Origin of the sequence: Mesorhizobium sp. B2-1-3A (assembly GCF_006442655.1) — a bacterium.
Classification (GTDB): Bacteria; Pseudomonadota; Alphaproteobacteria; order Rhizobiales; family Rhizobiaceae; genus Mesorhizobium.
This window is the reverse complement of sequence record NZ_VFWK01000006.1, coordinates 222,770-246,708: the sequence shown is the minus strand read 5'-3', so window position 1 is coordinate 246,708 and position 23,939 is coordinate 222,770. Positions and strand designations below refer to the sequence as shown.

General features: G+C 63.2%; 22 protein-coding genes. 5 read left to right on the top strand and 17 right to left on the bottom strand.

Annotated elements, in window-relative coordinates:
* Positions 1-68: 68 nt before the first annotated feature.
* The 8 genes from FJ977_RS25650 to FJ977_RS25615 form a co-directional block, all read right to left on the bottom strand.
* Positions 69-1,019 carry a sugar ABC transporter substrate-binding protein gene (locus FJ977_RS25650; RefSeq protein WP_181180059.1) on the bottom strand — a complete coding sequence of 317 codons (951 nt, stop codon included), beginning with the start codon at positions 1,017-1,019 and terminating at the stop codon, positions 69-71.
* Positions 1,020-1,087: 68 nt separating this feature from the next.
* Positions 1,088-2,095 (bottom strand): ABC transporter permease, encoded by a 1,008-nt coding sequence (locus tag FJ977_RS25645; protein WP_140774956.1) that lies wholly within the window; start codon positions 2,093-2,095, stop codon positions 1,088-1,090.
* A 472-nt stretch (positions 2,096-2,567) separates the two neighbouring features.
* The gene (locus tag FJ977_RS25640) at positions 2,568-3,287 is read right to left on the bottom strand and encodes a TetR/AcrR family transcriptional regulator (RefSeq protein ID WP_210243863.1); all 720 of its coding nucleotides are present in this window, start codon (positions 3,285-3,287) and stop codon (positions 2,568-2,570) included.
* 640 nt (positions 3,288-3,927) lie between these two features.
* Entirely contained in the window at positions 3,928-5,490 is a 1,563-nt protein-coding gene (guaA, locus tag FJ977_RS25635) for a glutamine-hydrolyzing GMP synthase (RefSeq protein ID WP_140774955.1), read from the bottom strand.
* Positions 5,491-5,544: 54 nt separating this feature from the next.
* The gene (locus tag FJ977_RS25630; protein WP_140774954.1) at positions 5,545-6,210 is read right to left on the bottom strand and encodes a 5'-methylthioadenosine/S-adenosylhomocysteine nucleosidase; all 666 of its coding nucleotides are present in this window, start codon (positions 6,208-6,210) and stop codon (positions 5,545-5,547) included.
* Entirely contained in the window at positions 6,210-6,668 is a 459-nt protein-coding gene (locus FJ977_RS25625; protein WP_023686843.1) for a PaaI family thioesterase, read from the bottom strand. The genes FJ977_RS25630 and FJ977_RS25625 overlap by 1 nt, the downstream gene beginning before the upstream one ends.
* A gap of 98 nt (positions 6,669-6,766) precedes the next feature.
* On the bottom strand, positions 6,767-7,219 hold the full coding sequence (locus FJ977_RS25620) for a TspO/MBR family protein (protein ID WP_140774953.1): 453 nt from the start codon (positions 7,217-7,219) through the stop codon (positions 6,767-6,769).
* A gap of 74 nt (positions 7,220-7,293) precedes the next feature.
* Complete coding sequence (locus FJ977_RS25615) at positions 7,294-8,583, bottom strand: RsmB/NOP family class I SAM-dependent RNA methyltransferase (protein WP_140774952.1); 1,290 nt, start codon at positions 8,581-8,583, stop codon at positions 7,294-7,296.
* A gap of 308 nt (positions 8,584-8,891) precedes the next feature.
* On the opposite strand from FJ977_RS25615, the gene FJ977_RS25610 reads away from it, so the two are divergent.
* The gene (locus FJ977_RS25610; RefSeq protein ID WP_140774951.1) at positions 8,892-9,569 is read left to right on the top strand and encodes an MIP family channel protein; all 678 of its coding nucleotides are present in this window, start codon (positions 8,892-8,894) and stop codon (positions 9,567-9,569) included.
* A 72-nt stretch (positions 9,570-9,641) separates the two neighbouring features.
* Here FJ977_RS25610 and katG read toward each other — a convergent pair whose 3' ends face one another.
* A complete protein-coding gene (gene katG / locus FJ977_RS25605) occupies positions 9,642-11,840 on the bottom strand; it encodes a catalase/peroxidase HPI (RefSeq protein WP_140774950.1) in 2,199 nt (732 codons plus the stop codon).
* A 162-nt stretch (positions 11,841-12,002) separates the two neighbouring features.
* On the opposite strand from katG, the gene FJ977_RS25600 reads away from it, so the two are divergent.
* Positions 12,003-12,911, top strand: coding sequence for a hydrogen peroxide-inducible genes activator (locus FJ977_RS25600; protein ID WP_140774949.1), 909 nt, complete (start codon positions 12,003-12,005; stop codon positions 12,909-12,911).
* Between the two features lie 9 nt (positions 12,912-12,920).
* Here FJ977_RS25600 and FJ977_RS25595 read toward each other — a convergent pair whose 3' ends face one another.
* The 4 genes from FJ977_RS25595 to FJ977_RS25580 form a co-directional block, all read right to left on the bottom strand.
* Positions 12,921-13,727, bottom strand: a complete 807-nt coding sequence (locus FJ977_RS25595) for an amino acid ABC transporter ATP-binding protein (protein ID WP_140774948.1) — start codon at positions 13,725-13,727, stop codon at positions 12,921-12,923.
* On the bottom strand, positions 13,724-14,665 hold the full coding sequence (locus tag FJ977_RS25590; RefSeq protein ID WP_140774947.1) for an amino acid ABC transporter permease: 942 nt from the start codon (positions 14,663-14,665) through the stop codon (positions 13,724-13,726). The genes FJ977_RS25595 and FJ977_RS25590 overlap by 4 nt, the downstream gene beginning before the upstream one ends.
* A gap of 57 nt (positions 14,666-14,722) precedes the next feature.
* Complete coding sequence (locus FJ977_RS25585; protein ID WP_140774946.1) at positions 14,723-15,580, bottom strand: ABC transporter substrate-binding protein; 858 nt, start codon at positions 15,578-15,580, stop codon at positions 14,723-14,725.
* A 91-nt stretch (positions 15,581-15,671) separates the two neighbouring features.
* Complete coding sequence (locus tag FJ977_RS25580) at positions 15,672-16,685, bottom strand: 2OG-Fe(II) oxygenase family protein (RefSeq protein WP_140774945.1); 1,014 nt, start codon at positions 16,683-16,685, stop codon at positions 15,672-15,674.
* A gap of 103 nt (positions 16,686-16,788) precedes the next feature.
* Here FJ977_RS25580 and FJ977_RS25575 point away from each other — a divergent pair, with 103 nt between their 5' ends.
* A complete protein-coding gene (locus FJ977_RS25575; RefSeq protein WP_140774944.1) occupies positions 16,789-17,733 on the top strand; it encodes a nucleoside hydrolase in 945 nt (314 codons plus the stop codon).
* Between the two features lie 103 nt (positions 17,734-17,836).
* Complete coding sequence (locus FJ977_RS25570; protein WP_140774943.1) at positions 17,837-18,523, top strand: TetR/AcrR family transcriptional regulator; 687 nt, start codon at positions 17,837-17,839, stop codon at positions 18,521-18,523.
* Between the two features lie 42 nt (positions 18,524-18,565).
* Here the strand turns inward: FJ977_RS25570 and FJ977_RS25565 are convergent, their stop codons facing one another.
* Entirely contained in the window at positions 18,566-19,090 is a 525-nt protein-coding gene (locus FJ977_RS25565) for a hypothetical protein (RefSeq protein ID WP_140774942.1), read from the bottom strand.
* 12 nt (positions 19,091-19,102) lie between these two features.
* The gene (locus FJ977_RS25560; RefSeq protein WP_140774941.1) at positions 19,103-19,933 is read right to left on the bottom strand and encodes a class I SAM-dependent methyltransferase; all 831 of its coding nucleotides are present in this window, start codon (positions 19,931-19,933) and stop codon (positions 19,103-19,105) included.
* A 77-nt stretch (positions 19,934-20,010) separates the two neighbouring features.
* Here FJ977_RS25560 and FJ977_RS25555 point away from each other — a divergent pair, with 77 nt between their 5' ends.
* Positions 20,011-20,919 (top strand): LysR family transcriptional regulator, encoded by a 909-nt coding sequence (locus tag FJ977_RS25555; protein ID WP_140774940.1) that lies wholly within the window; start codon positions 20,011-20,013, stop codon positions 20,917-20,919.
* A gap of 48 nt (positions 20,920-20,967) precedes the next feature.
* Here the strand turns inward: FJ977_RS25555 and FJ977_RS25550 are convergent, their stop codons facing one another.
* Together FJ977_RS25550 and FJ977_RS25545 are read right to left on the bottom strand one after the other, a co-directional pair.
* Positions 20,968-22,071 (bottom strand): calcium:proton antiporter, encoded by a 1,104-nt coding sequence (locus FJ977_RS25550; RefSeq protein ID WP_140774939.1) that lies wholly within the window; start codon positions 22,069-22,071, stop codon positions 20,968-20,970.
* A gap of 70 nt (positions 22,072-22,141) precedes the next feature.
* Positions 22,142-23,914, bottom strand: a complete 1,773-nt coding sequence (locus FJ977_RS25545; RefSeq protein WP_140774938.1) for an AMP-binding protein — start codon at positions 23,912-23,914, stop codon at positions 22,142-22,144.
* Between the last annotated feature and the right edge of the window lie 25 nt (positions 23,915-23,939).

Below are 23,939 nucleotides of genomic sequence, written 5' to 3'. Positions count from 1 at the left end.
TCCAGGCGATGGAAAAGGCGGGGCTGGAGAGCCCCGCGGAGTCCGTTATGTCAGCGACTGGCCGTCGCTCACATTTTCCAGCAAAGGCTGGCATCGTATGTGGGGCCCCCCTTGATGATCTTGAGGGGGGAATCCACCGTCAGCATGGACCCGTCCGCGGCGGCGGCTCCCTGCAGCAGCAGGTCGATCACCGTGGCCGCATCGCGGCCCTGCCCATCGGCGTCGTAGCTCCACACACGGTCGAGAATCTTGTCCTCCACCGCCTTGCAGGTGACGTTGTCGCCACCGCCCGTTGCGTAGACCAGCACCTTGTCCTCAAGCCCAGCGTCCTTGACGGCATGGCCGGCGCCCATCGTATGAACATCCCAGTGGCCGAAGATGGCGCAGAGGTCTGGATGCTGTTGCAGCACGGTTGCCGTGATCTGGCGTGCCTTTTCTGGCTCCCAGTCGGACGCCTGGTTGGAGACAACCTGGATCTCGGGGTGATCCTTGAACACCTTGAAGGCCGCATCGTTCATCATGACGCTGTCGGCGGCGGTCAACTGGCCGGGGATGATAGCCACCTTGCCCGACTTGCCGCTGCCTGCGCCGCACTCCTTGACGATGTCCTCCGCGACGTCGTGGCCAATGCGGGTCCAGTTGGCGCCGACGAATGCGGAAGATGGCTGGTTGGACTGCAGGTTGAGCTGCAGGACCTTGATGCCCGCGGCCTCGGCCTGCTTGATCTGGCGGGCCAGCAACTGAACCGTCGGATTGTGAACGACCAGAACATCAGGCTTTTCACTGATCGCCTTGGCCAGAAGTTCGGCCATTGCGCCGCTGTTGAAGGCGGGATCGCGGATCTCGAGGGTGTAGCCATGCAACGCCGCATCCTCCTTCATGCGGCGCGCCCACCCTTCGGTCAGCGAAATACCCATGGCGATCGGTATGAAGATCACCTTCTTGCCGGCGAGGTCGGTGCCCGCCGAGGTCGATCCGGTTGAACCCATCGCCGCGGTCGCCGCGATCAGAAAAGCCATAGCTGCGGTTCGGACGCGATTTCCAATTCTATAGACCATGTTCTCCTCCTTGGTTTGATTATCAGTCTTTAAAGATCGCCAACGGTGTCCGTTTCGGTGTCCCTGGGGTTCAGATAATTGTCGATGACGATTGCAAGGATGAGGACCAGCCCCCTCAGCGCGTCCTGCATCTGGGTGGTAAAGTTCATGAGCGTCATCCCATTGCGCAGTATGGCGATGAGTGCCGCCCCGACCAGGATGTTCCTGAGGCCGCCGCGGCCACCCCGAAGCGGTATGCCGCCGAGCACCACGACAAGGATCACATCAAACAGCAGGGTTCCGTTCGAGACGGTCCGGAAGTCAACCGCGCCGCTGGCCGCCGAGGTGACAAGGCCGGCCAGGAGCGCCGTGACGGCGGCAAAGACGTACACCACCACGGTTGTCGTCCTTACCGGCAGGCCGGTCAGGCGGGCGGCCTGATAATTGTCGCCCATGGCGTAGATAATGCGCCCGGCCGTCGAGTAGCTGAGCAGCACCCCGGTCGCCACAAGGGTAGCGATCATCAGCGCGACCGGTACCGTCACGCCGGGCAGGATGTTTCCCGACAGGAAGAGCACCGCGGGGTTGGATTTCGGCAGCAGCAGGATGAATTCGCCACGCAGGATCGCGAACCGAAACAGGCCGGTGATGAACATGGCCGACGCCAATGTAGCCAGCATGGCTGGAATGCCTACATAGGCGATTAGAAAGGCGTTCACGATTCCGACCAGGACCATGGCGGCGACCGCCACCAGCAGCGCCAGCGAGGCCGGGCTGCCGCCGGTAACCAGGATGCTGAAGATGGTTGCCCCTGCCACCATCTGGGCGATCAGGGACAGATCCAAGCCCCTCGATATGATCACGACGGCCATGCCGCAGCTCAGCATGACGAGCGAGGTGGAATTGGACAGGATGACCAGCAGGTTTCCAGAGGTCGCAAATCCATCGATGAAGAGAGCGAACAAGACCGCCAGGGCAAAGGTCACGACGAGCACGACGCGCTCGAGCATGCCGACCTCACGTCTGCCCGTCATTTTCCCCAGCACGGTCTCAGTCATGGCAGGCGCCGTCCGAGCCGATCGTATCAACGGCTCCGCACGCGCCGGCCGGCGACCGGAAGGCCCCTCGACGGCCTGACAAGCGAGACGCAACGGTTGCGTGGGGACGCATCGCGCAGCCCACACCGATCAAGCCCGCAATCCCTGCTTTGCGTTGCATGTCCTCTCCTCCCGGGCGAAGCTGTAGCAAGAATTACATTCACTAACAAGATAGCGAATGTTATTTGTCGCAAGGATGATCCACCTGCCGGCAACGCTGGCGTCGGACGGCTTCGACCGGCCGCCCGCCCAGGCGGCGATGGCGATTTTCAGGATGATCTCAAGGTGAGAAGTCGGCCGCCGGGACCATATCGCTTGGGATCGGGTGCCCGACAGGAGCTTGACCGGAGATGGCGGTCGCGCACACCGGTCTTGGTCCGGGATCGTGTCGAGACAGCGCCGCCAGAGTGGCTTCGTACGAGGCTATGGCGGGTCAGGTCTTGCGCGTCGCCCCCAGCCTGTCGCCCGCGGCCTCCCGCTTCACGCAGATGGACCGGATGCCCGCCGCCATGAACGTCGCCATTCGTTCTTTTACCGCCATGAAGTCATCCGATTGGCACAGTCCGCCTGACAGCTTGTCGATGCGGCCGGTTCGCGCGAGCGTCAGCATCAGCGCCCCGGTGACGAAATGATACCCCCAGAAAATGTCTTCTTCAGCGGATCCGGGAAGCGCTTTCTTGAGCAGATCAATCAGTCTCAGCACGACGGGATCGAAATGCTTGTCCATCAGTTCGGCGCCCCATTGCGGTGTGTTCGCTACCTGGGCACCCAAGGCAGCGTAATTCTTCCAGCCCTCGTCGCCTTCGATGTAGAGGTCGAGATCGGTGTCGAGAAAGGCGTGCAACGCGCCCTCTACCGTAGGCTTGCCTTTCATTGCGCGGTCATAGTCGGCAAGCGCCTTCATCCGCCGATCGCTGGTGACCGCAGCCCTGCGCGCAAAGACAGCGTCAAAAAGCATCTTCTTGTCGGTGAAGTAGTAATTGATCAGCGTGTGGTGCACACCGACGGCTCGAGCGACGTCCTTCAGTGCGACTCCATGCAGTCCATGCTTTGAGAAGAGGAATTCGGCGGTGTCGAGAATCTGCTCGATCGTCTCGGCTCGTTGCTCTGCTTTCGTGGCACGCTTGCGCCTTACGCCGCTCTCCTGAGACAAGCTGATACCCTTTCCAATTCACCGTCGAACGGACCGCGCCAGTCCAGCAGCGGATACATTCGAAAGTCCAACCAAGGCAAGTGATCCTGCGAGGTAGGCTGGGCGCCACAATGCATCCGCTTAACAACCGACGCCAGCGCATCCATTTCGCGCGCTGTGAAGCGAGCCTTGGCAATTCGACGCATTCCAAGTCAATCCAAAAATCAATCAATGTGATACACGAGTCAATCCTCACTCGCTAGATAGTGAATTAAATCGCTTTTCGGTTGTGTTTCAGCCGTCTCCGATCACTGCTTGGATGGGTTGGACCAAAAATCATTGGCCTCAAGAAGGCGCTGGAACTCCTTCAGGAGGAAGGTCTGGAAAACGTCCTCATCCGCCATGACCGCGGGCTCTTGGCAGGATTTTCCTATTTTTTTCAATAGGTTAAAATGAAAAAGTACCGTCACGAGCCTCATTGGCCGTGACGGTACTTTGAAAAATTGGTCGGGGCAATATGGTCGAGGCCCGTCAGGCGGGCCGCCAACGGCAAACTCTAAGTGCCGATGGGCACCGAATGTCCTGGAGAGGATTTATCCTTTATTTCAACGGCTTGCGTCGTATTTCGGCGCATCTCCGGTGGCGTTTGGATGGGCCTGAATCACTCCCACTCGATCGTACCCGGCGGCTTCGACGTCACGTCGTAGACGACGCGGTTGATGCCTCGGACCTCGTTGATGATGCGCGTGGCGGCGGCGCCCAGGAAGGCCATGTCATAGTGATAGAAGTCCGCCGTCATACCGTCGACCGAGGTAACGGCGCGCAACGCGCAGACGAATTCGTAGGTGCGGCCGTCGCCCATCACGCCGACGGTCTGCACCGGCAAGAGCACGGCAAAGGCCTGCCAGATGGCATCGTAGAGGCCAGCCTTGCGGATCTCGTCGAGATAGATGGCGTCGGCTTCGCGCAGGATCTCCAGCTTTTCGCGCGTGATGCCGCCCGGGCAGCGGATGGCAAGGCCAGGACCCGGGAACGGATGGCGGCCGATAAAGCTCTCGGGCAGGCCGAGTTCCTTGCCGAGCGCCCTCACCTCATCCTTGAACAGTTCACGCAGCGGCTCGACCAGCTTCATGTTCATGCGCTCGGGCAGGCCGCCGACATTGTGGTGCGACTTGATGGTCACCGACGGACCGCCGGTGAAGGAGACGCTTTCGATGACGTCGGGATAGAGCGTGCCTTGCGCCAGGAAGTCGGCGCCGCCAAGTTTCTTTGCCTCTTCCTCGAACACTTCGATGAACAGCCGGCCGATGGTCTTGCGCTTCTTTTCGGGGTCGACCTCGCCTTCCAGCGCCGAGATGAATTTTTCCGAGGCATCGACCAGGATCAGCGGCAGATTGTAGTGCTGGCGGAACATCGCCACCACACCTGCCGCCTCGTCCTTGCGCATCAGGCCGTGGTCGACGAGAATGCAGGTGAGCTGGTCGCCGACCGCCTCGTGGATCAGCAGTGCCGCGACCGAGGAGTCCACGCCGCCCGACAGCGCGCAGATGACCTTGCCCTTGCCGACCTGCTTGCGGATCGCCTCGACCGCGTGCTCGCGGTAGGCGCGCATCGTCCAGTCGCCCTCGATGCCGGCGATGTTATGGACGAAGTTCCTGAGCAGCCTCGCGCCATCGGGCGTATGCACCACCTCGGGATGGAACATGATGCCGTACATCTTGCGCTCGACATTGCCGAAGATGGCGAAGGGCGAACTTTCCGACTTGCCAAAGACCTGAAAACCCGGCGGCAGGGCGATGACGCGGTCGCCATGGCTCATCCAGACCTGGTGCCGCTGGCCCGTCGCCCACAGGCCCTCGAACAGCGGGCTGTCCTTCTCGATCTCGACGAAGGCGCGGCCGAATTCGCGATGGTTGGAGCTTTCGGCGACACCGCCCATCTGAACGCACATCGCCATCTGGCCGTAGCAGATGCCAAGCACCGGCACCCCGGCATCGAAGACGATCTGCGGCGCGCGCGGGCTGCCGATATCCGATGTCGAGGCCGGACCGCCGGACAGGATCACGGCTTTGGGATTGATGCGCTTGAACGCGGCTTCGGCCGACTGGAACGGCACGATCTCGGAAAACACGCCGGCCTCGCGGATGCGGCGGGCGATGAGCTGCGTAAACTGGCTGCCGAAATCGACAATCAGGACGGTGTCGGGGTGATTGGCTGTTGTCATGGCGAGCGTTTAGAGAAAGAAATGAGTCTGCGCAATGGGTTGCGTAGCCTGACTTCAGACGGGTCTGGCCTGGTCGTTGGATGGAGCAGTCCGCAGCAAGCCCGACCCGATCGCCTGTTCGAGGCGCATGACGGCCTCGGCCAGCTTCTCGTCGATGACGTGCAGATATTCCGTCCAGTCGCCGACATGCCTGAGATCAGCCGCGCCGTCTGAAATGCCGCGCAGCCCGATCAGGGGCACATCGAACAGTTGGCAGGCGCGCAGGCAGGCGAAGGTTTCCATGTCGACCATGTCGGCCGCGATCGTGTCATAGGCCGCACCGGTGATGATCGCGCCGCCGGTGGACAGCGTGGCTTGCCTGATTTCGGGTATCCGCAGCGGCAGCGGCACGATGACCGGCAGGTCGAGGAACGGCGTCGCGCCTTTCTCGAAACCCAAGGGCGAAGCATCGATGTCGCGATAACCGACCGAGACAGCCTGATAGATTTCCGTCTGCTCCAGGGTCCGGCTACCGGCCGAGCCGAGCGACACGATAAGGTCCGGCAAGGCCTTTTCCGATTTCAGCCAGGACAGCTCGGCGCCTAGCCGGACGGCGGCCTCGACCGGCCCGACACCCGTCATCAGCGGCATGAACAGTTTTTGCAGATGGGGGCCATATTCGGCCTGCGCCGCCATGACGAAGAGGACATCCTTGCCGCCAATTCGCGTAACATTAGCCATCAGCCCGCAATCCCATCGCGGCCTACCACCGTCATCATCGTCCCCGTCATGGTCGCGATCAGCTTGGCTTCGCCGTCGGCGGCAAAGGCGTAGGCCTGGCCATCGGCGACGATGATGGTGCGGCCAGGCTTGGTCACCGAGCCGCGAAACAGGAAGCGCTCACCCCTGCCCGGCGCCAAAAGGTTGACCTTGAATTCGATGGTGAGCACCCCGGAATTTTCCGGCATCAGGGAAAAGGCCGCGTAGCCGCAAGCCGAATCCAGCGCCGTCGAGATGACGCCGGCATGCAGGAAGCCGTGCTGCTGGGTCAATGCCGCCGAATAGGGCATCTCGATTTCGATGATGCCGGGCGTCACCAATGTCAGTTCGGCGCCGATCGTGGCCATTGCCTGCTGGCGCGCGAAAGACGCCCTGACGCGATCCTCATAGTCCGGAGCCGGTACGATCTTTGCTGCCATCGCAATTGCCTTCAGTTTTGCCGGAGAAGCTTATCGCAGAGGCACGGGCGGCAGGCAAATGCTTTTGCTGCACTGCAACAAAACGACATTGGAGGGGCCTAGTTCAACCAGACAAGCGAGGCGTTGAGCACGGTGGCGAAGGCCACCCATGCCGCATAAGGCACGAACAGCCAGCCCGAAAGCCGGTCGCGGTTCCAGGCTCTCACGATGAACAGCACGATGCTGGCGAGAAGAAGCACGATGACGACCAAGGGGGGTCCCATCATCCTTGCGCCGAAGAAGGTTGGCGACCACAGGAAATTCAGGGCGAGCTGGACGCCCCAGATCTTCATCGCCGCTCCCGCCGGTGCTCGCCCCCACGTTCGCCAGCCGGCCACCGCGATCAGCACGTAGAGCAGTGTCCAGACGGGCGCGAAGACCCAGTTGGGCGGATTGAAGGGCGGTTTGACCAGCGATGCATACCAGGCGCCCGGCAACGTCGCATAGCCGATCAGCAAGCCTCCACCGATCACCAGGACAAGGAAAGGCAGCAGCGACAGATATTTTTTCAAGAATCCCACCCCACAGCGACACGGCGCCGCGCATCTGCAACTGGGGCACTGGCGCTCCTTGTCAACGGCAGCGCTCAACTCACCTTGCGCATGGCGCAGAAGTAAAACCCGTCAGTGCCGCTCAGTGCCGGTGACAGCGAGATATCCGCGCCAGCGCCGATTCTTGCGGCCGCCTCGTGCCCCGGAAAACAGCTATCCCAGAGCGCGCGGTGATCGAGCGGGGCAAAGCCGCTGTTGCGGTCGCGAAACGCCGCGATCTGTTCGCCGTTCTCCTCGTCGAACACAGAGCAGGTGATGTAGACCAGCAGGCCGCCGGGTTTCACATACGCCTTGGCAGCATCGAGGATCGCCGATTGCTCACCCTTGCGGGCGTCGAGCTGCCTTTGCGTCAGCCGCCATTTGGCATCGGGGCGGCGCCGCCAGGTGCCGCTGCCGGTGCAGGGCGCGTCGACCAGCACGATATCCATATGGCCTGAGAGCGGAGCGAGTTCGGCCGGCTTGGTGACGACCTGCACATTACGGTTTTCCGAGCGGCGGATGCGGTCGAAGATCGGCGCCAGCCGCGCCTTTTCGGCATCATGGGCAAAGATCTGGCCGCGGTTGTCCATCGCTGCCGACAGCGCCAGTGTCTTGCCACCGGCGCCGGCGCAGAAGTCGAGCACCTGCATGCCGGCCTCGGCGCCGGCAAGCGTGGCCGCTATTTGCGAGCCCTCGTCCTGCACCTCGAACCAGCCTTTCTGGAAGGCCGGCTCGGACTGCACGTTCGGGTGCCTGCCGTCGCCATCGATCGGCGGAATGCGGATGCCGAGCGGCGCGATCCGCGCGGCCTGCGCCCCGGTATCGGCCAGCTCCTTGAGGACCTTGGCACGATCGGCCTGCAGCGTGTTGACCCTGATGTCGAGCGGCGGGCGGGTCGCCAGCGCCGCGCCCTCCCCAACCCATGCCTCGCCAAAGGCCCGTTCGAAAAGCGGTTCGCACCAATCGGGTATGTCGGCCCGCACCGCAGATGGGGCATCGGCAAGCCGGCGACCGGCGATCGTCTGCAGCTCGGTGGTGCTGAGCAGCGGCGGTGCGAACTTGTCACCGTCGAGCGCGTCGTTGAGCGACTGCGCCGTCTGGCTCCATTCGAGCAGCAATGCGCCGAAGCCGATGGCGCGTGGCGTGTCTTCGCCAAGCAGCCAGCCGGCGGAGCGTTTGTGGCGCAACGCGTCGTAAACGATGTTGCCGATGGCCGCGCGATCACCGCCGCCAGCGAAGCGATGTGACAGGCCCCAATCCTTCAGCGCATCGGCCACCGGCCGGTGACGCCGGCCAATGTCCTCCAGCACTTCGATGGCCGCAGCCAGCCGTCCGCCCAGTCGCATTGGTCATTCCATCAAATCTAACACGTGATCTATCGCCTGCTCTTAGAGCCTTTCGCGTCCGGATTGAACCCCGCTCCGTCTCGCGACGAAGCGGCAGCCTGAAATCCGTCCGATCAATAAATCTCGCGGACCGGCAACAGCAGATCGATCAATAAATGCAAGGTGTCTAATGTTCGTAACTGCCGACTGCAAGCACGACCTGTGGGGCAACCGCTCTGCTTTCCAAGTTTTTCGGTTGGTAATACTCTTCACACCATGATTCGCGGCGTGGAAAACGCGGACCGGCGGATCGCTACGAGGAGAGGGCAATGAAGACTTATTTGGCGGAAGTTCTAGGCACATTTCTGTTGGTGTTCATCGGTACGGCATCGGTGGTGACGGGCGGCTTCGGCGGCGCGCTGCCGCTCGGCCAGGAAGGCATCGGTCTGGCATTCGGCATCGGCCTGATCGCCGCTGCCTACGCGATCGGCCCGATTTCGGGCGCGCATCTCAATCCGGCGGTGACGCTCGGCGTCTTCCTCGCCGGCCGGCTGCCGGCCAAGGACGTCATCCCCTACTGGATCGCGCAGGTCATCGGCGCCATCCTGGCTTCGCTGGCACTGTGGATCATCGTTTCCGGCAAGACCAGCGAACCCATCACCAACTTTGGCGCCAATGGCTGGGACGTGGCGAAATGGGGCATGAGCTCGGCCTTCCTGTGGGAGCTGATCGGCACCTTCACCTTCGTCACGGTGATCCTGGGCGTTACGGCTGAAAAGCACTCGACGGCGTTTGCCGGCCTGGTCATCGGCCTGACGCTGGCCGGCATCCACTTCGCCATGATCCCGGTCACCGGCACCTCGGTCAATCCGGCCCGCTCCATCGGCCCGGCGCTGTTCACCGGCGGTGCCGCGCTCAGCCAGCTCTGGCTGTTCATCGTCGCCCCGCTGATCGGCGGCGCCATCGCCGGCGTCGTCGCCAAGGCGCGCGTCTTCGAGAAGGATTGATCTCAAGAGCCTGAATGCAAAAGGCGCGGGCCATGGCCCGCGCCTTTTTTGTTGGATAGAACTCTTTCCGGATCAGCCGGCGATGTCGAAGCGGTCGGCGTTCATCACCTTGGTCCATGCCACGACGAAGTCTTTCGCGAACTTCGCCTTGGCGTCCGCGGTCGCATAGACTTCGGCAAGAGCGCGCAGCTGCGAGTGTGAGCCGAAGATGAGGTCGGCACGGGTGCCGGTCCACTTGACTTCACCGGTCTTGCGGTCGCGGCCTTCGAACACGTCCTTGGCATCGGACGTCGCCTTCCACTCCGTGCCCATGTCGAGCAGGTTGACGAAGAAGTCGTTGCTCAGCGTTTCCGGCTGTTTGGTGAAGACACCATGCTTGGACTGCCCGGCATTGGCGCCGAGAACGCGCAGTCCACCGACGAGGACGGTCAATTCCGGCGCCGTCAGCGTCAGCAACTGCGCACGGTCGACCAGCGCCTCCTCGACGGTCAGCCGCTGCTTGCCGCTGACATAATTGCGGAAACCGTCAACGGTCGGTTCCAGCGGCGCGAAAGAGTGGATGTCGGTCTGCTCCTGCGAGGCGTCCATGCGGCCCGGCCAGAAGGGAACGTCCACATTGTGGCCGGCGGCCTTCGCGGCTTTCTCGATTGCCGCGTTGCCGCCGAGAACGATCAGGTCGGCAAGCGAGACCTTCTTGCCGCCGGTCTGTGCGGCGTTGAAGTCCTTGGCGACCGCTCCGAGTTTGTCGAGCACCTTGGCGAGCTCGGCAGGCTGGTTGACGGCCCAGTCCTTCTGCGGGCTGAGGCGGATGCGCGCGCCATTGGCGCCGCCGCGCTTGTCGGAACCACGGAAGGTCGAGGCCGAAGCCCACGCCGCCGAGACCAGCTGCGACACCGACAGGCCGGAGGCCAGGATCCTGGCCTTGAGCGCTTCGGCATCCTGCTCATCGATCAGCACATGATCGACCGCTGGGATGATGTCCTGCCAGGGCAGCTCTTCCTTGGGGACGAGCGGGCCGAGATAGCGCGCGACCGGGCCCATGTCGCGGTGGGTCAGCTTGTACCAGGCGCGGGCGAATGCGTCGGCGAACTGATCCGGGTTCTCGTGGAAGCGCCGCGAGATCGTCTCGTAAGACGGATCGAAGCGCAAAGCGAGGTCGGTGGTCAGCATGGAGGGCGCGTGGCGCTTGGCCGAATTGTGCGCGTCCGGCACCGTGCCGGCGCCCGCGCCACCCTTCGGCGTCCACTGATGCGCGCCGGCCGGGCTCTTGGTCAGCTCCCATTCGAAGCCGAACAGATTGTCGAAGAAGTTGTTGCTCCATTTGGTCGGCGTCGTCGTCCAGATGACTTCCAGACCGCTGCCGATGGCGTCACCGCCCTTGCCGGTGCCGAATTTGCTCGCCCAGCCAAGACCCTGCTGCTCGATGTCGGCACCTTCCGGCTCGACGCCGACAAGTGCCGCATCGCCAGCGCCATGGGTCTTGCCGAATGTGTGGCCACCGGCGATGAGCGCGACGGTTTCCTCGTCGTTCATCGCCATGCGGGCGAAGGTGTCCCTGATATCGCGCGCCGAAGCCAGCGGATCGGGCTTGCCGTTCGGCCCTTCCGGGTTGACGTAGATCAGGCCCATCTGCACGGCACCGAGCGGGTTCTGCAGGTCACGGTCGCCGCTGTAGCGCTCGTCTGCCAGCCACTTGCCTTCGGGGCCCCAGTAGACGTCCTGCTCGGGCTCCCACACATCGGCGCGGCCGCCGGCAAAGCCAAAGGTCTTGAAGCCCATCGATTCCAGCGCGACGTTGCCGGTCAGGATCAGAAGGTCGGCCCAGGAGATCTTGCGGCCATATTTCTGCTTGATCGGCCACAGGAGCCGGCGGGCCTTGTCGAGGTTGACGTTATCCGGCCAGCTGTTCAGCGGCGCGAAACGCTGCTGGCCGGCTCCGGCGCCGCCGCGGCCGTCGGCGATGCGGTAGGTGCCGGCGCTGTGCCACGCCATGCGGATGAACAGCGGCCCGTAATGGCCGAAGTCGGCCGGCCACCATTCCTGCGAATCCGTCATCAACGCATGCAGATCCTTGATGACAGCGTCGAGGTCGAGGCTCTTGAATTCCTCGGCATAGTCGAACGCCTCGCCCATCGGGTCGGACAGAGACGATTGCTGATGCAGGATCTGGACATTCAGCTGGTTCGGCCACCAGTCACGGTTGGTCCGGCCGGCGGATCCATGCGCCACAGGGCATTTGCCCGCGCTGTTGTCGTCGGTTTTCGCGTCCATCTTACTGCTCCGATTTTGCCGAGGTTTGACTTTGCCGAGGTTGATTTTTGCCAAGATCTTGGGGCCGGCCAGCGACCGCACCAATCTGGAACGATTCCAGACTAGGCCGCATTGCTGATAAAAACAAATTGCCTTTCCTGTTCATTTCGATAGGCTTTTCTTATGATAGGCTTGACTGTCCGACAGATGCACTATTTCGACGCGCTGGCGCAGACGCTGCATTTCGGACGGGCGGCAAAACTCGCCGGTGTCAGCCAGCCGGCGCTGTCCTCTCAGATCGCGGAGATGGAGCAACGGCTGAACTGCCGGCTGTTCGAGCGCGGCGGCAAGTCGGTCCGAATGACCGACGAGGCGGCCGCCCTTTTGCCGCGTATCGAACGCATCCTGGCCGACATACGCGACGTCGAAACGACAGCCCGGCGCGGCCGCACGGCCATGGAGGGGCGCTTCCGGTTGGGCATCATCCCGACTGTCGCGCCCTATCTTCTGCCGCGCGCCCTGCCCGAACTGAAGAAGCATTTTCCGGCCTTGCTGCTCGAATTGCGCGAGGCCGTCACAACCTCCCTGGTCGAGGACACCGCATCGCGCAAGCTCGACGCTTTCATCGCGGCACTTCCGCTCGATCATCCTGGCCTGACCACCGAGGCACTGTTTCCCGACCGGTTTTTCCTCGCCGTGCCAGCTGGCGATCCGGCCTTCGCCTCGCCGCCGGTTCCGCCTGAAAGCCCGGCACTGGAGCGGCTGATGCTGCTGGAGGAAGGGCATTGCCTGCGCGAACAGGCGCTGGCGGTCTGCGGCAATGTGCGTCCGGTGGCGATGGCAAGCTACGGCGCCACCAGCCTGACCACGCTGTTGCAGATGGTGGCGCATGGCCTCGGCGTCACGCTCATCCCCGAAATGGCGGCCGGCCCCGCCGGCACCATCCCCGACCTCAAGATCGTGCCGTTCCAGGAGCCGATGCCGCAACGCATGATCTGCCTTGCCTGGCGGCGCAACAATGCAAGGCATGGGGAGTGCGTCGAACTCGCCAAGATCATCCGCAGTCTCGGCACGGCGGTGTTGGCCGCGTGAAGCCAGGCGTCACAGAACCCGGGACAGGAACTCGCGGGTGCGCGGCGATTTCGGGCTGGCGATCATCTCGCGCGGCGCGCCGCGCTCGACGATCACGCCGCCGTCCATGAAGACGAGCTGATCGCCGATCTCGCGGGCAAAGCCGATCTCGTGGGTGACGACGACCATCGTCATGCCGCTCTCGGCCAGATCACGCATCACCTGCAGCACCTCGCCGACCAGTTCGGGGTCGAGCGCCGATGTCGGCTCGTCGAACAAAAGCACCTTCGGCTTCATCGCCATGGCACGCGCGATCGCCACGCGCTGCTGCTGGCCGCCGGACAGTTCGCGCGGATAGCGGTCGACCTTGTCGGCAAGGCCGACGCGGCGCAGCAGCACTTCCGCCTCGGCCTTGGCCTGGTCGACGGGGATGCGCCGCACCTGTGTCGGCGCCTCGATCAGGTTCTCCATCACCGTCATGTGCGAGAACAGGTTGAACGACTGGAACAGCATGCCGATCTCGGCCCGGCGCTGACATAGGAGATCGTCCTTGACCTCGTAGAGCTTGTCGCCCTGGAGGTCGTAGCCGACGAACTGGCTGTCCACCAACAGGATGCCGCCGCTGAGTTTTTCCAGATGGTTTATGCAGCGCAGGAACGTGCTCTTGCCGGATCCCGACGGACCGATGATGCAGGCCACCGTTCCCTCGGCGACGTCGAAGTCGACGCCCTTGAGCACTTCAAGCTGGCCATAGGTTTTGCGCACGCCGCGCGCGAACACCATGGAATCAGCCGGGACGCCGAAGCGGGCGCGATTTTCGGACTTCACGTCGCTCATCGGGCAACGCCGCGCAGGCTGATCAAGTTGCGCAAGGCGCGCATCGTCAGGGGATCCCGGCGCGTGTCGCTGCGGCCGAAATGGCGCTCCAGGAAATGCTGTCCGACCGACATCATGCTGACCACGGCGAGGTACCAGAAGGCGACCACGATCAGGAGCGGGATCGTCTCGAAGGTACGGGCATAGATGCTTTGCGCCGTATAGAACAGGTCATCAACGGCGATGAACGTCACCAGCGAGGTCATCTTCAGGAGGTTGATCGCTTCGTTGCCGGTCGGCGGCAGCACGAAGCGCATGGCTTGCGGCAGGGTGATGCGCTTCAGGATCATGCGGTAGGGCATGCCGAGCGCGCTCGCCGCTTCCGACTGGCCCGACGGCACGGACTTGATGCCGGCGCGGATGATCTCGGCCATGTAGCCGGCCTCGCACAGCGAAAGCGCAACGACAGCGGAGAAGAACGGGGTCATGAAATCATTGGTGCGTACGGAAAACAGCGTGCCCAGGAAAGGCAGAGTGAGCGAAATTTCGCGCACCAGCAGCGACAGGTTGAACCAGAAGATCAGCTGGATCAGGGCCGGGACACCCCGGAAGAACCAGACATAGACGCCCGCGAAGGCGCGCAGCACCTGACTTGGCGATACCCGCATGATGGCGATGACAGTGCCGACCACGATCGCCAACACCATGATGATGACGGTGAGCACCAGCGTGTTGCCAAGGCCGCGCATGATCGAGGGGTGGAAGAGATAGCCGGCGGCCGTGCTCCAGGCGAAGGCCGGATTGCTGGCGAAGGCGCGAATGATGAGGAACGCCAGCAGCAAGGCGAACGCCGTGCCGATCCAGATGCCATAACGGCGCTGCGGCACGACGGTCAGTCGTGACACGGCAGCGGCAACGCCCGGCTCGACGCCGATCTCGGTCGGGTGGGCCACGCCCATCAATCGTCTCCTGATTGCTGGCCGGCGCCTGACCGACGGTCAGGCGCCGGGTCGTTTCTATTCGGCGCGCAGCGCGTCCATGGTCCCGACGAAATAGGGTTCCTTGATGGCGTAAGCGCCCATGCCGTATTTGTCGAGGATAGCCTTGTAAGTGCCGTTCTTGAACAGCTCGGCGAGCGCGCCCACCATCATGTCGGCGGTTTCCTTGTCGTCCTTGGCGATCGCCATGCCGAGAGGCGCGACCTCGTAAAGCGTCGGCAACACCACCAGCTGGCCCTTGCTCGTCACCTCGAAAAAGCTCGACGCGGTCGCATCGTCCATGCGGGCGTCGACACGGTCGGACAGCACGGCCTGGACGATATCGGTCGAGGAGTTGAAGACCGACTTCTCGATGGCCGCCTGGCCCTTGTCGGTGCACTCCTTGCCGAGCTTGTCGACTAGGAAGTCGGAGGCGCTGCCGGCCGAAACGCCGATCCGCTTGCCGCAGAGCGGCGTGTCGCCGCTGAAGCTCGCCTTCTTGTCGGGCGACGTCGATACGGCAAGGCCGGCCTTCAGGAACATGACGAAATCGACCTGTTTCAGCCGTTCGGGCGTGGCCGAGAACGTCTCCCAGGCGATCTTGAAGCGACCTGCGGCCAGGCCGGGGATCATCGAGGGGAATGGCGTGCGCTGAACATCAAGCTTGGCGTCGACCAGCTTGGCCACCTCGCCCGCGAGTTCGATGATGATGCCGGTCTGCTTGCCGTCGGCATCGAGATATTCGAACGGCGCATAGTCCAGCGTGTTGGCGACAGCGAGCGTGCCGCTCTGCTTGACGTCGGTGGATTTCGCAACCTCGGCGGCCCGGGAAACCCCTCCCCAGGCCATGGTGGATATCGCCAGCGCAAGGCTGGCCGCTCGCAGATATGCATTCATTGCTGTTCCCCTTTCTTGCTTGTTTGCAGTCTTCACCAGGCAAAGCCCGAGCCGGCCTCCGTTCTGGGACCGGCTCGGGCTCGACATTCGCTTACGCGCTTGCCGCTTCGGCCGCCTTCTTCTTGCGATAGTGGTAGTTCTTGTCGATGCGCTCCATCAGATAATCGCCGTAAAGCACCGGTGCGTATTTCGGCTGCGTGCCGGCCGGCACGCAGACCGGCAGCGCCTCGATGGTTTCGTCCATGGAGGGATCGAAGAAGAAGGGTTGCGAATAGCGCTCGCGTCCCGACCGGTTGATGACGCGGTGCGGCGTCGAGACAAACTGGTCGTTGGACCAGCGTGCAAGGATGTCACCGACATTCATCACGAAGGAATCCGGGACCGGAGGCGCCGGAACCCAATCGCCCGCCTTGTTCTTGACCTCGAGGCCGCCGACATTGTCCTGAGCCAGCAAGGTGATGAAGCCATAGTCGGTATGCGGCGCCGAACCGAAGAGCCCTTCTTCCTGAGGCTGGGTCGGATAGTGCAGCAGCCGCAGGAAGGTCGTCGGCTGCTCGAAATAGCGATCGAGGCTGTCGGAGGGCAGTCCGAGCGAGAGCGCGATGGCGCGGACCATCTTGCGGGCTAGCGTGCCCATCTCATCGACATAGCGCTCGATCGTCTGCCTGAAGCCCGCCACCGTGGCCTCGTCCGGCCACTGGTTAGGGCCTTGCAGCGGCTTTTCTGCCAGCACCCTGGGATCGTCGGCGCCGACCTCGTGCATGAAGAAGATCGATTCGCTCTGGTTCGGCTTGCTGACGGTCGCCACCGACGAGGTCACGATGGTCGAGCCGGCAAAGGGCAGGAAGCCGCGGAAATTCTTGTCGATCTTGAGCTTCGCCTTTTCCTCCTCGGGCAAGGCAAAGAAGCGCTTGGAGGCTTCGCGGACGGCTTCGACGTCGGCGCGCGGAATGGGATGGCCGGTCACGTAGAGGAAGCCGATCGTCTCGAGATAGCGGCGCAGCGTCGCCGCCGTTGCCCGGATCGCGCCTTCGTCGTCGCCATAGAGCGCCGAAACGTCGAGGATCGGAATTTCGGAAAAATCACCGCGCTCTTGTGCATCCATTTTCGAACACCCTGTCTTGAACATAAGATACAGTACTGTATTTCTACACATCCGAACGGCCTCATCAATAGGCTTTCGATCGCAAAAGGAGAGTCGCGGCATCATGGCACCACGCAAGATCATCATCGACACCGATCCGGGCCAGGACGACGCGTTCGCCATCCTTTTCGCACTGGGCTCTCCGGCCGAACTCGACGTGGTCGGCATCACCACGGTCGGTGGCAATGTGCCGCTGGCCCTGACGTCGAAGAATGCACTCAAGGTCGTCGAGCTGGCCGGGCGCGCGGACGTGCCGGTCCATGCCGGATGCCCGGCGCCGATGGTGCGCAAGCTGATCACGGCCGAGTATGTCCATGGCGAAACCGGTCTCGACGGCGCCGACCTTCCCGAACCGGTGACGCCGCTGCAGGACGAACACGCCGTCAACTACATGGTGCGCACCATCATGGATGCGCCGGAGGGCGAGTTGACCGTCTGCACGCTCGGGCCGATGACCAATCTCGCCATGGCCATGACCATGGAGCCGAGGATCGTGCCCCGGCTGCGCGAAGTCGTGCTGATGGGCGGTGGCTTCTTCCAGGGCGGCAACGCCACACCCGCGGCCGAGTTCAACATCTTCGTCGACCCGCATGCGGCGCACAAGGTGTTCGACAGCGGCGTGCCGGTGACCATGGCGGGCATAGACTGCACCTACACCGCGCTGATGACGCCCGAGTGGCTCGACCGCCTGCGCGCCACCGGCAGCCGCGCCGCGATCGAGGCCGCCAACCTGGCCGACTTCTTCCGCCAGTACGGCACGCACAAATTCGAAACGCCGGCGCGCCCCATCCACGATGCCTGCGTCACCGGCTATCTGCTGGCGCCACAGATCTATGAGCAGCGCCAGTGCGCGGTGACGGTCGACATCGTCTCGCCGGAGACGATCGGCATGACCGTCGTCGACTGGTGGCACGTGACCGGCCGGCGCAAGAACTGCAACGTGCTGCGGCGCATCGACCCGGCGCCGTTCTTCGAACTCATGCTGGAGCGGATCAGCGCATTGCCCTGAGCCCGGCGTTCCGCGATAGATGGACACTCGAAGAGTCGCGAAGCGCATCGGAGCCGGCAAACAGATTGCAGGCGTTGGGCATGGCGATGAAGGTCTTGATCAGATGAAAGCGGACAGCACCCCTGCCAGAGGCAAGAGACCGTCCAAAGCCGCCCCGCCTGCGAAGGCGGCGCGGCAGACGCTGAGCCGCGAGGCCTGGATCGCGGCGGCGCGCAAGGTGCTGGAAAAGCGCGGCATCGGCGAGGTCAAGATCGACCGCCTCGCCCAACAGTTCAAGGTGACGCGCGGCTCCTTCTACTTCCACTTCGCCAGCCTGGCCGACCTTCGCGACAGCCTGCTGCAGGAATGGCGCAACACCAATTGCGCGCCGTTCTGGGCGATGCGCGACATGCACGACATAGACGGCCTGCAGTTCTTCACCGACATCGTGCATGTCTGGGTGGACGAAGCGCCGTTCAGCCCTCTGCTTGATCTGGCCGTACGCGACTGGTCGCGCACGTCGAAGAAACTGACGCAGGAGGTCAAGGACATGGACGACCTGCGCATCGCGCTCTTGATCCGCTCCTTCCGCGCCATGGGCTATCCCGAGGATGAAAGCCTGGTCAGGGCGCGCATCACCTATTTCCACCAGATCGGCCAGTACGCGCTGTCCTTCAAGGAGGATCCGGCGGTGCGCAGAAGCTACCAGCCGCTGTTCGGAGAGGTGCTGCTTGGACCGCTCGTGCAGGAGCCGGGTTCGGCGCCGCGACCGAGCGAAATGCGGACCGGCCGTCGCCAGCAAGGGGCGTAGCGGCGGCAGGTTGCGGGACGCCCGGGCCGATCTCCAAACAATCTACGAAGCAGTCGCCTCGTTGGCGATGGCGCGTGTCGCGTTCTGGTCCGGGCGCAGCAGAAAATAGAATGCGGTGATGTGCGTGATCATCAGCAGCGGCACGTAGATGACGGGGATGGCATAGGTGGCGCCAAACAATCCCGCATGGGCCGGGAGGTTGGCCTGGATGGCTTGGTAATAATCGACGATGAGGTCGACCATCCCGATAATATTGAAGGCGACGACGAACGGCCAGAAGAGCTGGCGTATCCGCACCGTCAGCAGTGCCAGCATGGCCAGCACACCCGTTGCGAAGTCGCCATAAGCGGCGAAGGTGGCAAAGCTGGCGGGCATATCTGGGCTGACGACGCCCGGAAGGATGAAGACGAGCCCGAAGAAGCGGAAACTGTGCAGTGTGGCGATCGCGCGTTGCGCCGCGACGCGGTCCATCGAGCTCAGCCAGGGCCAGATATACGCAACGAAGCAAAGCAGCCATGCGACATAGCCCAGGACGAGATGGGTCTGGAAAAGGATTTCCGTCGACATTGCGGTCTCCTGTCAGCTGTTGGTGGATGCGGCCTCGAACACCGCGGTCAGGATGCCGAGCCGGCCTTCCATGAGATTTCGCCCCAGATTGGCTGCAAGCTCGGCAAAGTCCGGTCCCATCACCACGCCGAGATTTGGCGACGGCGGCGGACCCGACGCACGCAACTGCGCGAACCAGGTCTTGGCGGCCTCCGTGTCGTCTTGCCATGCCAGCATATGGAAGCCGGCCGGTTCGATCGCCTCGCGCGTCGCGTCGCTTGTCAGGACGAAGCTCGTCGCCGGCGTTCGCGCCCAGGGAAGCGGATAGTGCGGCTGGCCGCTGCCCAACACGACATCGAAAGTTGCAAACCTGCCGCCTGACTTCAGCACGCGTCGAATCTCGCGGTAGAGCCGCGCCCGGTCGGAGATATTCATTGCCACATGCTGTAGCAGCACGATATCGAAGCGGCCGTCATCGAACGGAAGCTCCAGGGCACTGGCGGTCTGGAACGACAACTGCCCGCCCTGCCCCGTGCGCCCGGTCAGATAGCGCGCGGCATCCACGAAAGGCTCGCTGAGATCCACGCCGATAACCCGGCAGCCATAGGTCGCAGCCAGTAAGCGCGCCGGCCCGCCGACGCCCGAGCCGACGTCCAGAACCGACATGCCGGCAGTGATGTCAGCCAATTGGGCAAGCTCGGCCGTCGCGGCAAGCCCACGGGTGTGAAACTGGTCGAGGGCGCCCAGCTGCTGCGGCGTGAGAAGCTGATCCTCCGGGCCGAGGTCGGCGAGCACCGTCCTCAGCCGCTCGGTCAGGCCAGTCGCGCGATAGTGGTCACGCACTTCATCAAGTTCATCGGTCATGGCAAGATGCTCCTGTCTCGGGCTCTTACCTAAACCTGCTTCCATCGTTCGACTATCCGCTATAATCATAACAACCCATGAAGCAGAACTACACAATCCGGCACGGAGCGCTGGAGGGCGTCGAGGTGTTCCTGGCTGTCGCCAGGCGCCGCAACTTCCGCCGCGCCGCCGCCGATCTCGGCGTGACGCCGTCGGCCGTGAGCCAGGCGGTACGCGCGCTGGAAGCGCGGCTCGGTGCGGCGCTGTTTGTCCGCACGACACGAAGCGTCGGCCTGACCGAGGCCGGCCAGCGGTTCCTCGACCGTGCCGGCCCTGCCTTCGAGGAGATCGTCGCGGCCGGCGAGGCCGCGCGTGATGTCGGCCAGCGGCCGACCGGCCTGCTGCGCCTGTCCGTGCCGCGCGCCGTCGTGCCGTTGATCCTGGAGCCGGTGATCGCGTCGTTCTGCCAGGCCTATCCCGAAGTCGAACTGGAGATCGCCGCGAGCGACGAGATGGTCGATCTGGCGACCGGCGGGTTCGATGCCGGTATCCGCCTCGGGCAGTTCATCGCAACCGACATGGTCGCGGTGCGGCTGACCCCGTCCTTCTCGTTCGTTGTCGTCGGCAGTCCCGACTATTTCGCGCGCCATGGCCGCCCCGAACGTGTCGACGATTTGCGCCGCCATGCCTGTCTGCGCCTGCGCCGCTCGAACGGCGCCATCGCGCTCTGGTCCTTCGTCGACGGCAATGAAGCGATCGAGGCCATGGTCTCAGGTCCGCTGATCGCGCATGACTACCCTACCCTGGTCGGGGCAGCGATGCGTGGGATCGGGCTGGCGCAGATCCCGCGACCCGTCGCCGAGGGACCGATTGCCCAGGGAAAACTCGAGCCCGTGCTGGACACCATCGCGGCAACGACGCCGGGCATCTTCCTCTATCATCCCGGCAAGCGCCAGATCCTGCCGAAGCTGCGCGCCTTCATCGACCAATTGAAATCCGGGATCTGAGATAGCGAAGGATCTCGGAGCCTTGGCGCTTCGCTTGCACCAAAGCGCTCACGGTATAAATATCAGAAATACATAAGTAAAAAATACCACGAGATGGACCATTCCGGTCAGGAACGTCGTTCTTTCGGTGCTGAAGCTTACATTGCATATGAAAAGCGCCAGGACCAAAAGGACCGCATCGGCGGCCGGCAGCCCCAGGGTCAGTCCTCTCCCCGTCAGCAGGCTGGCGGCTGCGACTCCTGGTATGGTCAGGCCGATCGTGGCGCAAGCCGACCCCATCGCCACATTCAAGCCGCGCTGCAACTCGTTGTTGAGTGAAGCACGCACCGCCGAAATGGCCTCTGGCATCAACACCAGCCCCGCGATCATCGCCCCCACAATGCCGTCGGCCTGGGTCACCTGATAGGCAACGAGCGTATCTTCGACGCTGGCCGCGACCTGCTCGGCGAGCATGACAATTCCGATCAGCCCGGCCATCAGCAGCAGAGCGCTGGCAGAGATGTTCTCTTGAGGGGCAGCGCGCACCGAAACGTCGTGTGGTTGTCCCTGGGTAAAGTCTTCCCGGTGCCGGACGGTCTGCGCGAACACGAAGCTTGCATAGAGCAGCACTGAAAGGACGCTGACGAAACCAAGTTGGACTGCCGAAAACGTGCCGGGGTCCGTGGTCTGGGTGTAGGTCGGCAGAATAAGCGTCATGACGGTCAGCGCGATCAGAACCGCCAGATAGGCACTGGTCCCTTGCCGCACGATGGCCTGCTTGCGATGACGCCAGCCGCCAAGCGCGAGACACATGCCGACAACACCGGTGGATGTGATCATCACGGTGGAGAAGACGGACTCCCGTGCCAGCGTCGGGTTGTTCTCTCCATGCAGCATCATGGAAACAATGATCGACACTTCGATTGCCGTGACGGCAAACGTCAGCACCAGCGTGCCGTACGGCTCCCCTACCCGCCGAGCCACCGCCTCGGCGTGGTCGAGCACCACGAAAATGGTGACGAACATGATCGCACACGACAGCGCACCGACAAGGATCCTGGCGTCCAGCGAACCCTGGTCCACCGACAGTCCGCTGGCTCTGACCGCGACAGCCATCGCCAGCGCAGCCAGCGGCATCGCATAGGAAATCGCCGATCGCCCGAGACCCGTCATTCAAGCCCCTGTGCGCTTCTGCGAACCTTGGCTGCATTCACGCGCCGACAGATCGAAGCGCCCACCCCTTTCACGCCGTCTTCTGCGTCACCAGCCCCAATTCCTCGACCATCGCCTGGCGCATCAGGAACTTCTGCGGCTTGCCGGTCACCGTCATCGGCAATTCGGTGCGGAAGCGGATGTGGCGCGGGATCTTGTAGTGGGCGATCTGGCCGGCGCAGAAGTTCCTGATCTCCTGTTCGGTGGCGATCTGGCCGGGCTTGAGCACGATCCAGGCGCACAGTTCCTCGCCATACTTTTGGTCGGGAATGCCGAACACCTGCACTTCCCTGACCTTGGGATTGCGATAGAGGAATTCCTCGACCTCGCGCGGATAGACATTCTCGCCGCCGCGTATGACCATGTCCTTGACCCTGCCGACGATGTTGCAATAGCCCTCGGCATCGATGGTGGCGAGGTCGCCGGTGTGCATCCAGCCGTCGCCATCGATCGCCTCGCGGGTCTTTTCGTCGTCGTCCCAATAGCCCTTCATGACGGAATAGCCGCGCGTGCACAATTCGCCCGGCGCGCCGACGGCAACGGTGGCGCCGTCAGAATCGACGGCCTTGACCTCGACATGAGGGTGGATGCGCCCAACCGTCGAAACGCGCTTTTCCAGCGGATCGTCAACGCCGCTCTGGAAGGAGACCGGGCTGGTCTCGGTCATGCCGTAGGCGATGGTCACCTCGGACATATGCATCAGCGACACCACCTTCTTCATCACCTCGATCGGGCATGGCGAGCCGGCCATGATGCCGGTGCGCAGGCTGGAGAGATCGAAGGCGCTGAAATCGGCATGATCGAGCATGCCGACGAACATGGTCGGCACACCATAAAGGCCGGTGCAGCGCTCCTGCGCCACGGCCTTCAGCGTCGCGCCGGGATCGAAACCCTCGCCCGGGAAAACCATGGTGGCTCCCTTCGACACGCAGCCCATCGTGCCCATCGACATGCCGAAGCAGTGATAGAGCGGCACCGGGATGCAGAGCCGGTCGTCGACGGTGAGCTTGATCGCCGAGGTGACGAAATTGCCGTTGTTGACGATGTTCAAATGGGTCAGCGTCGCGCCCTTGGGCGCACCCGTCGTGCCCGAGGTGAACTGGATGTTGATCGCATCGTTCGGCTTCAGTCCCTCTGAAATGCGGTCGAGACTGTCATGCTCGTCGCGACCGGCCATGGCCAGCACGTCGGCGAAATTGAACATGCCTGGCGAATTGTCGTCGCCCATGCGGATGATGATCCTGAGCGACGGCAATTTCGTTGCCTTGAGCTTGCCCGGCGTGGCCTTGGCGATCTCCGGCGCCAGCGTCTCGATCATGCCGAGATAGTCCGAAGTCTTGAAACTGGCGGCCGTCACCAGCGCCTTGCAGCCGACCTTGTTCAGCGCGTATTCGAGTTCGGTCAGCCGGTAGGCCGGGTTGATGTTGACCAGGATCAGGCCGATGCGGGCGGTGGCGAACTGCGTCACCAGCCATTCCCATCTGTTGGGCGACCAGATGCCGACGCGGTCGCCCTTTTCGAGACCGAGCGCCAGGAAGCCGGCGGCCAGCGCATCCACCGTGTCCGACAGTTCGCTCCAGGTGAAGCGCTTGTCCTGGCCGACGAAAACGGCGGCATCCTGCGTGGCGTATTTGCTCGCGGTGTCGGAGAAAAGTGCCGGAATGGTCTTGTCGAGCAGCGGTACCTTGCGCTCGCCCGAGACATGCGCCCTGCCATCGACGGGTGCGATAAAGACGCTGCCGGCGCGCGCGCCGCGGCCACGCAGATTGGTGGCGTTCTTCAGCTCGTCGAGATTGACCGGCATCGCTGTCTCCTCCCAGGCCGCACCG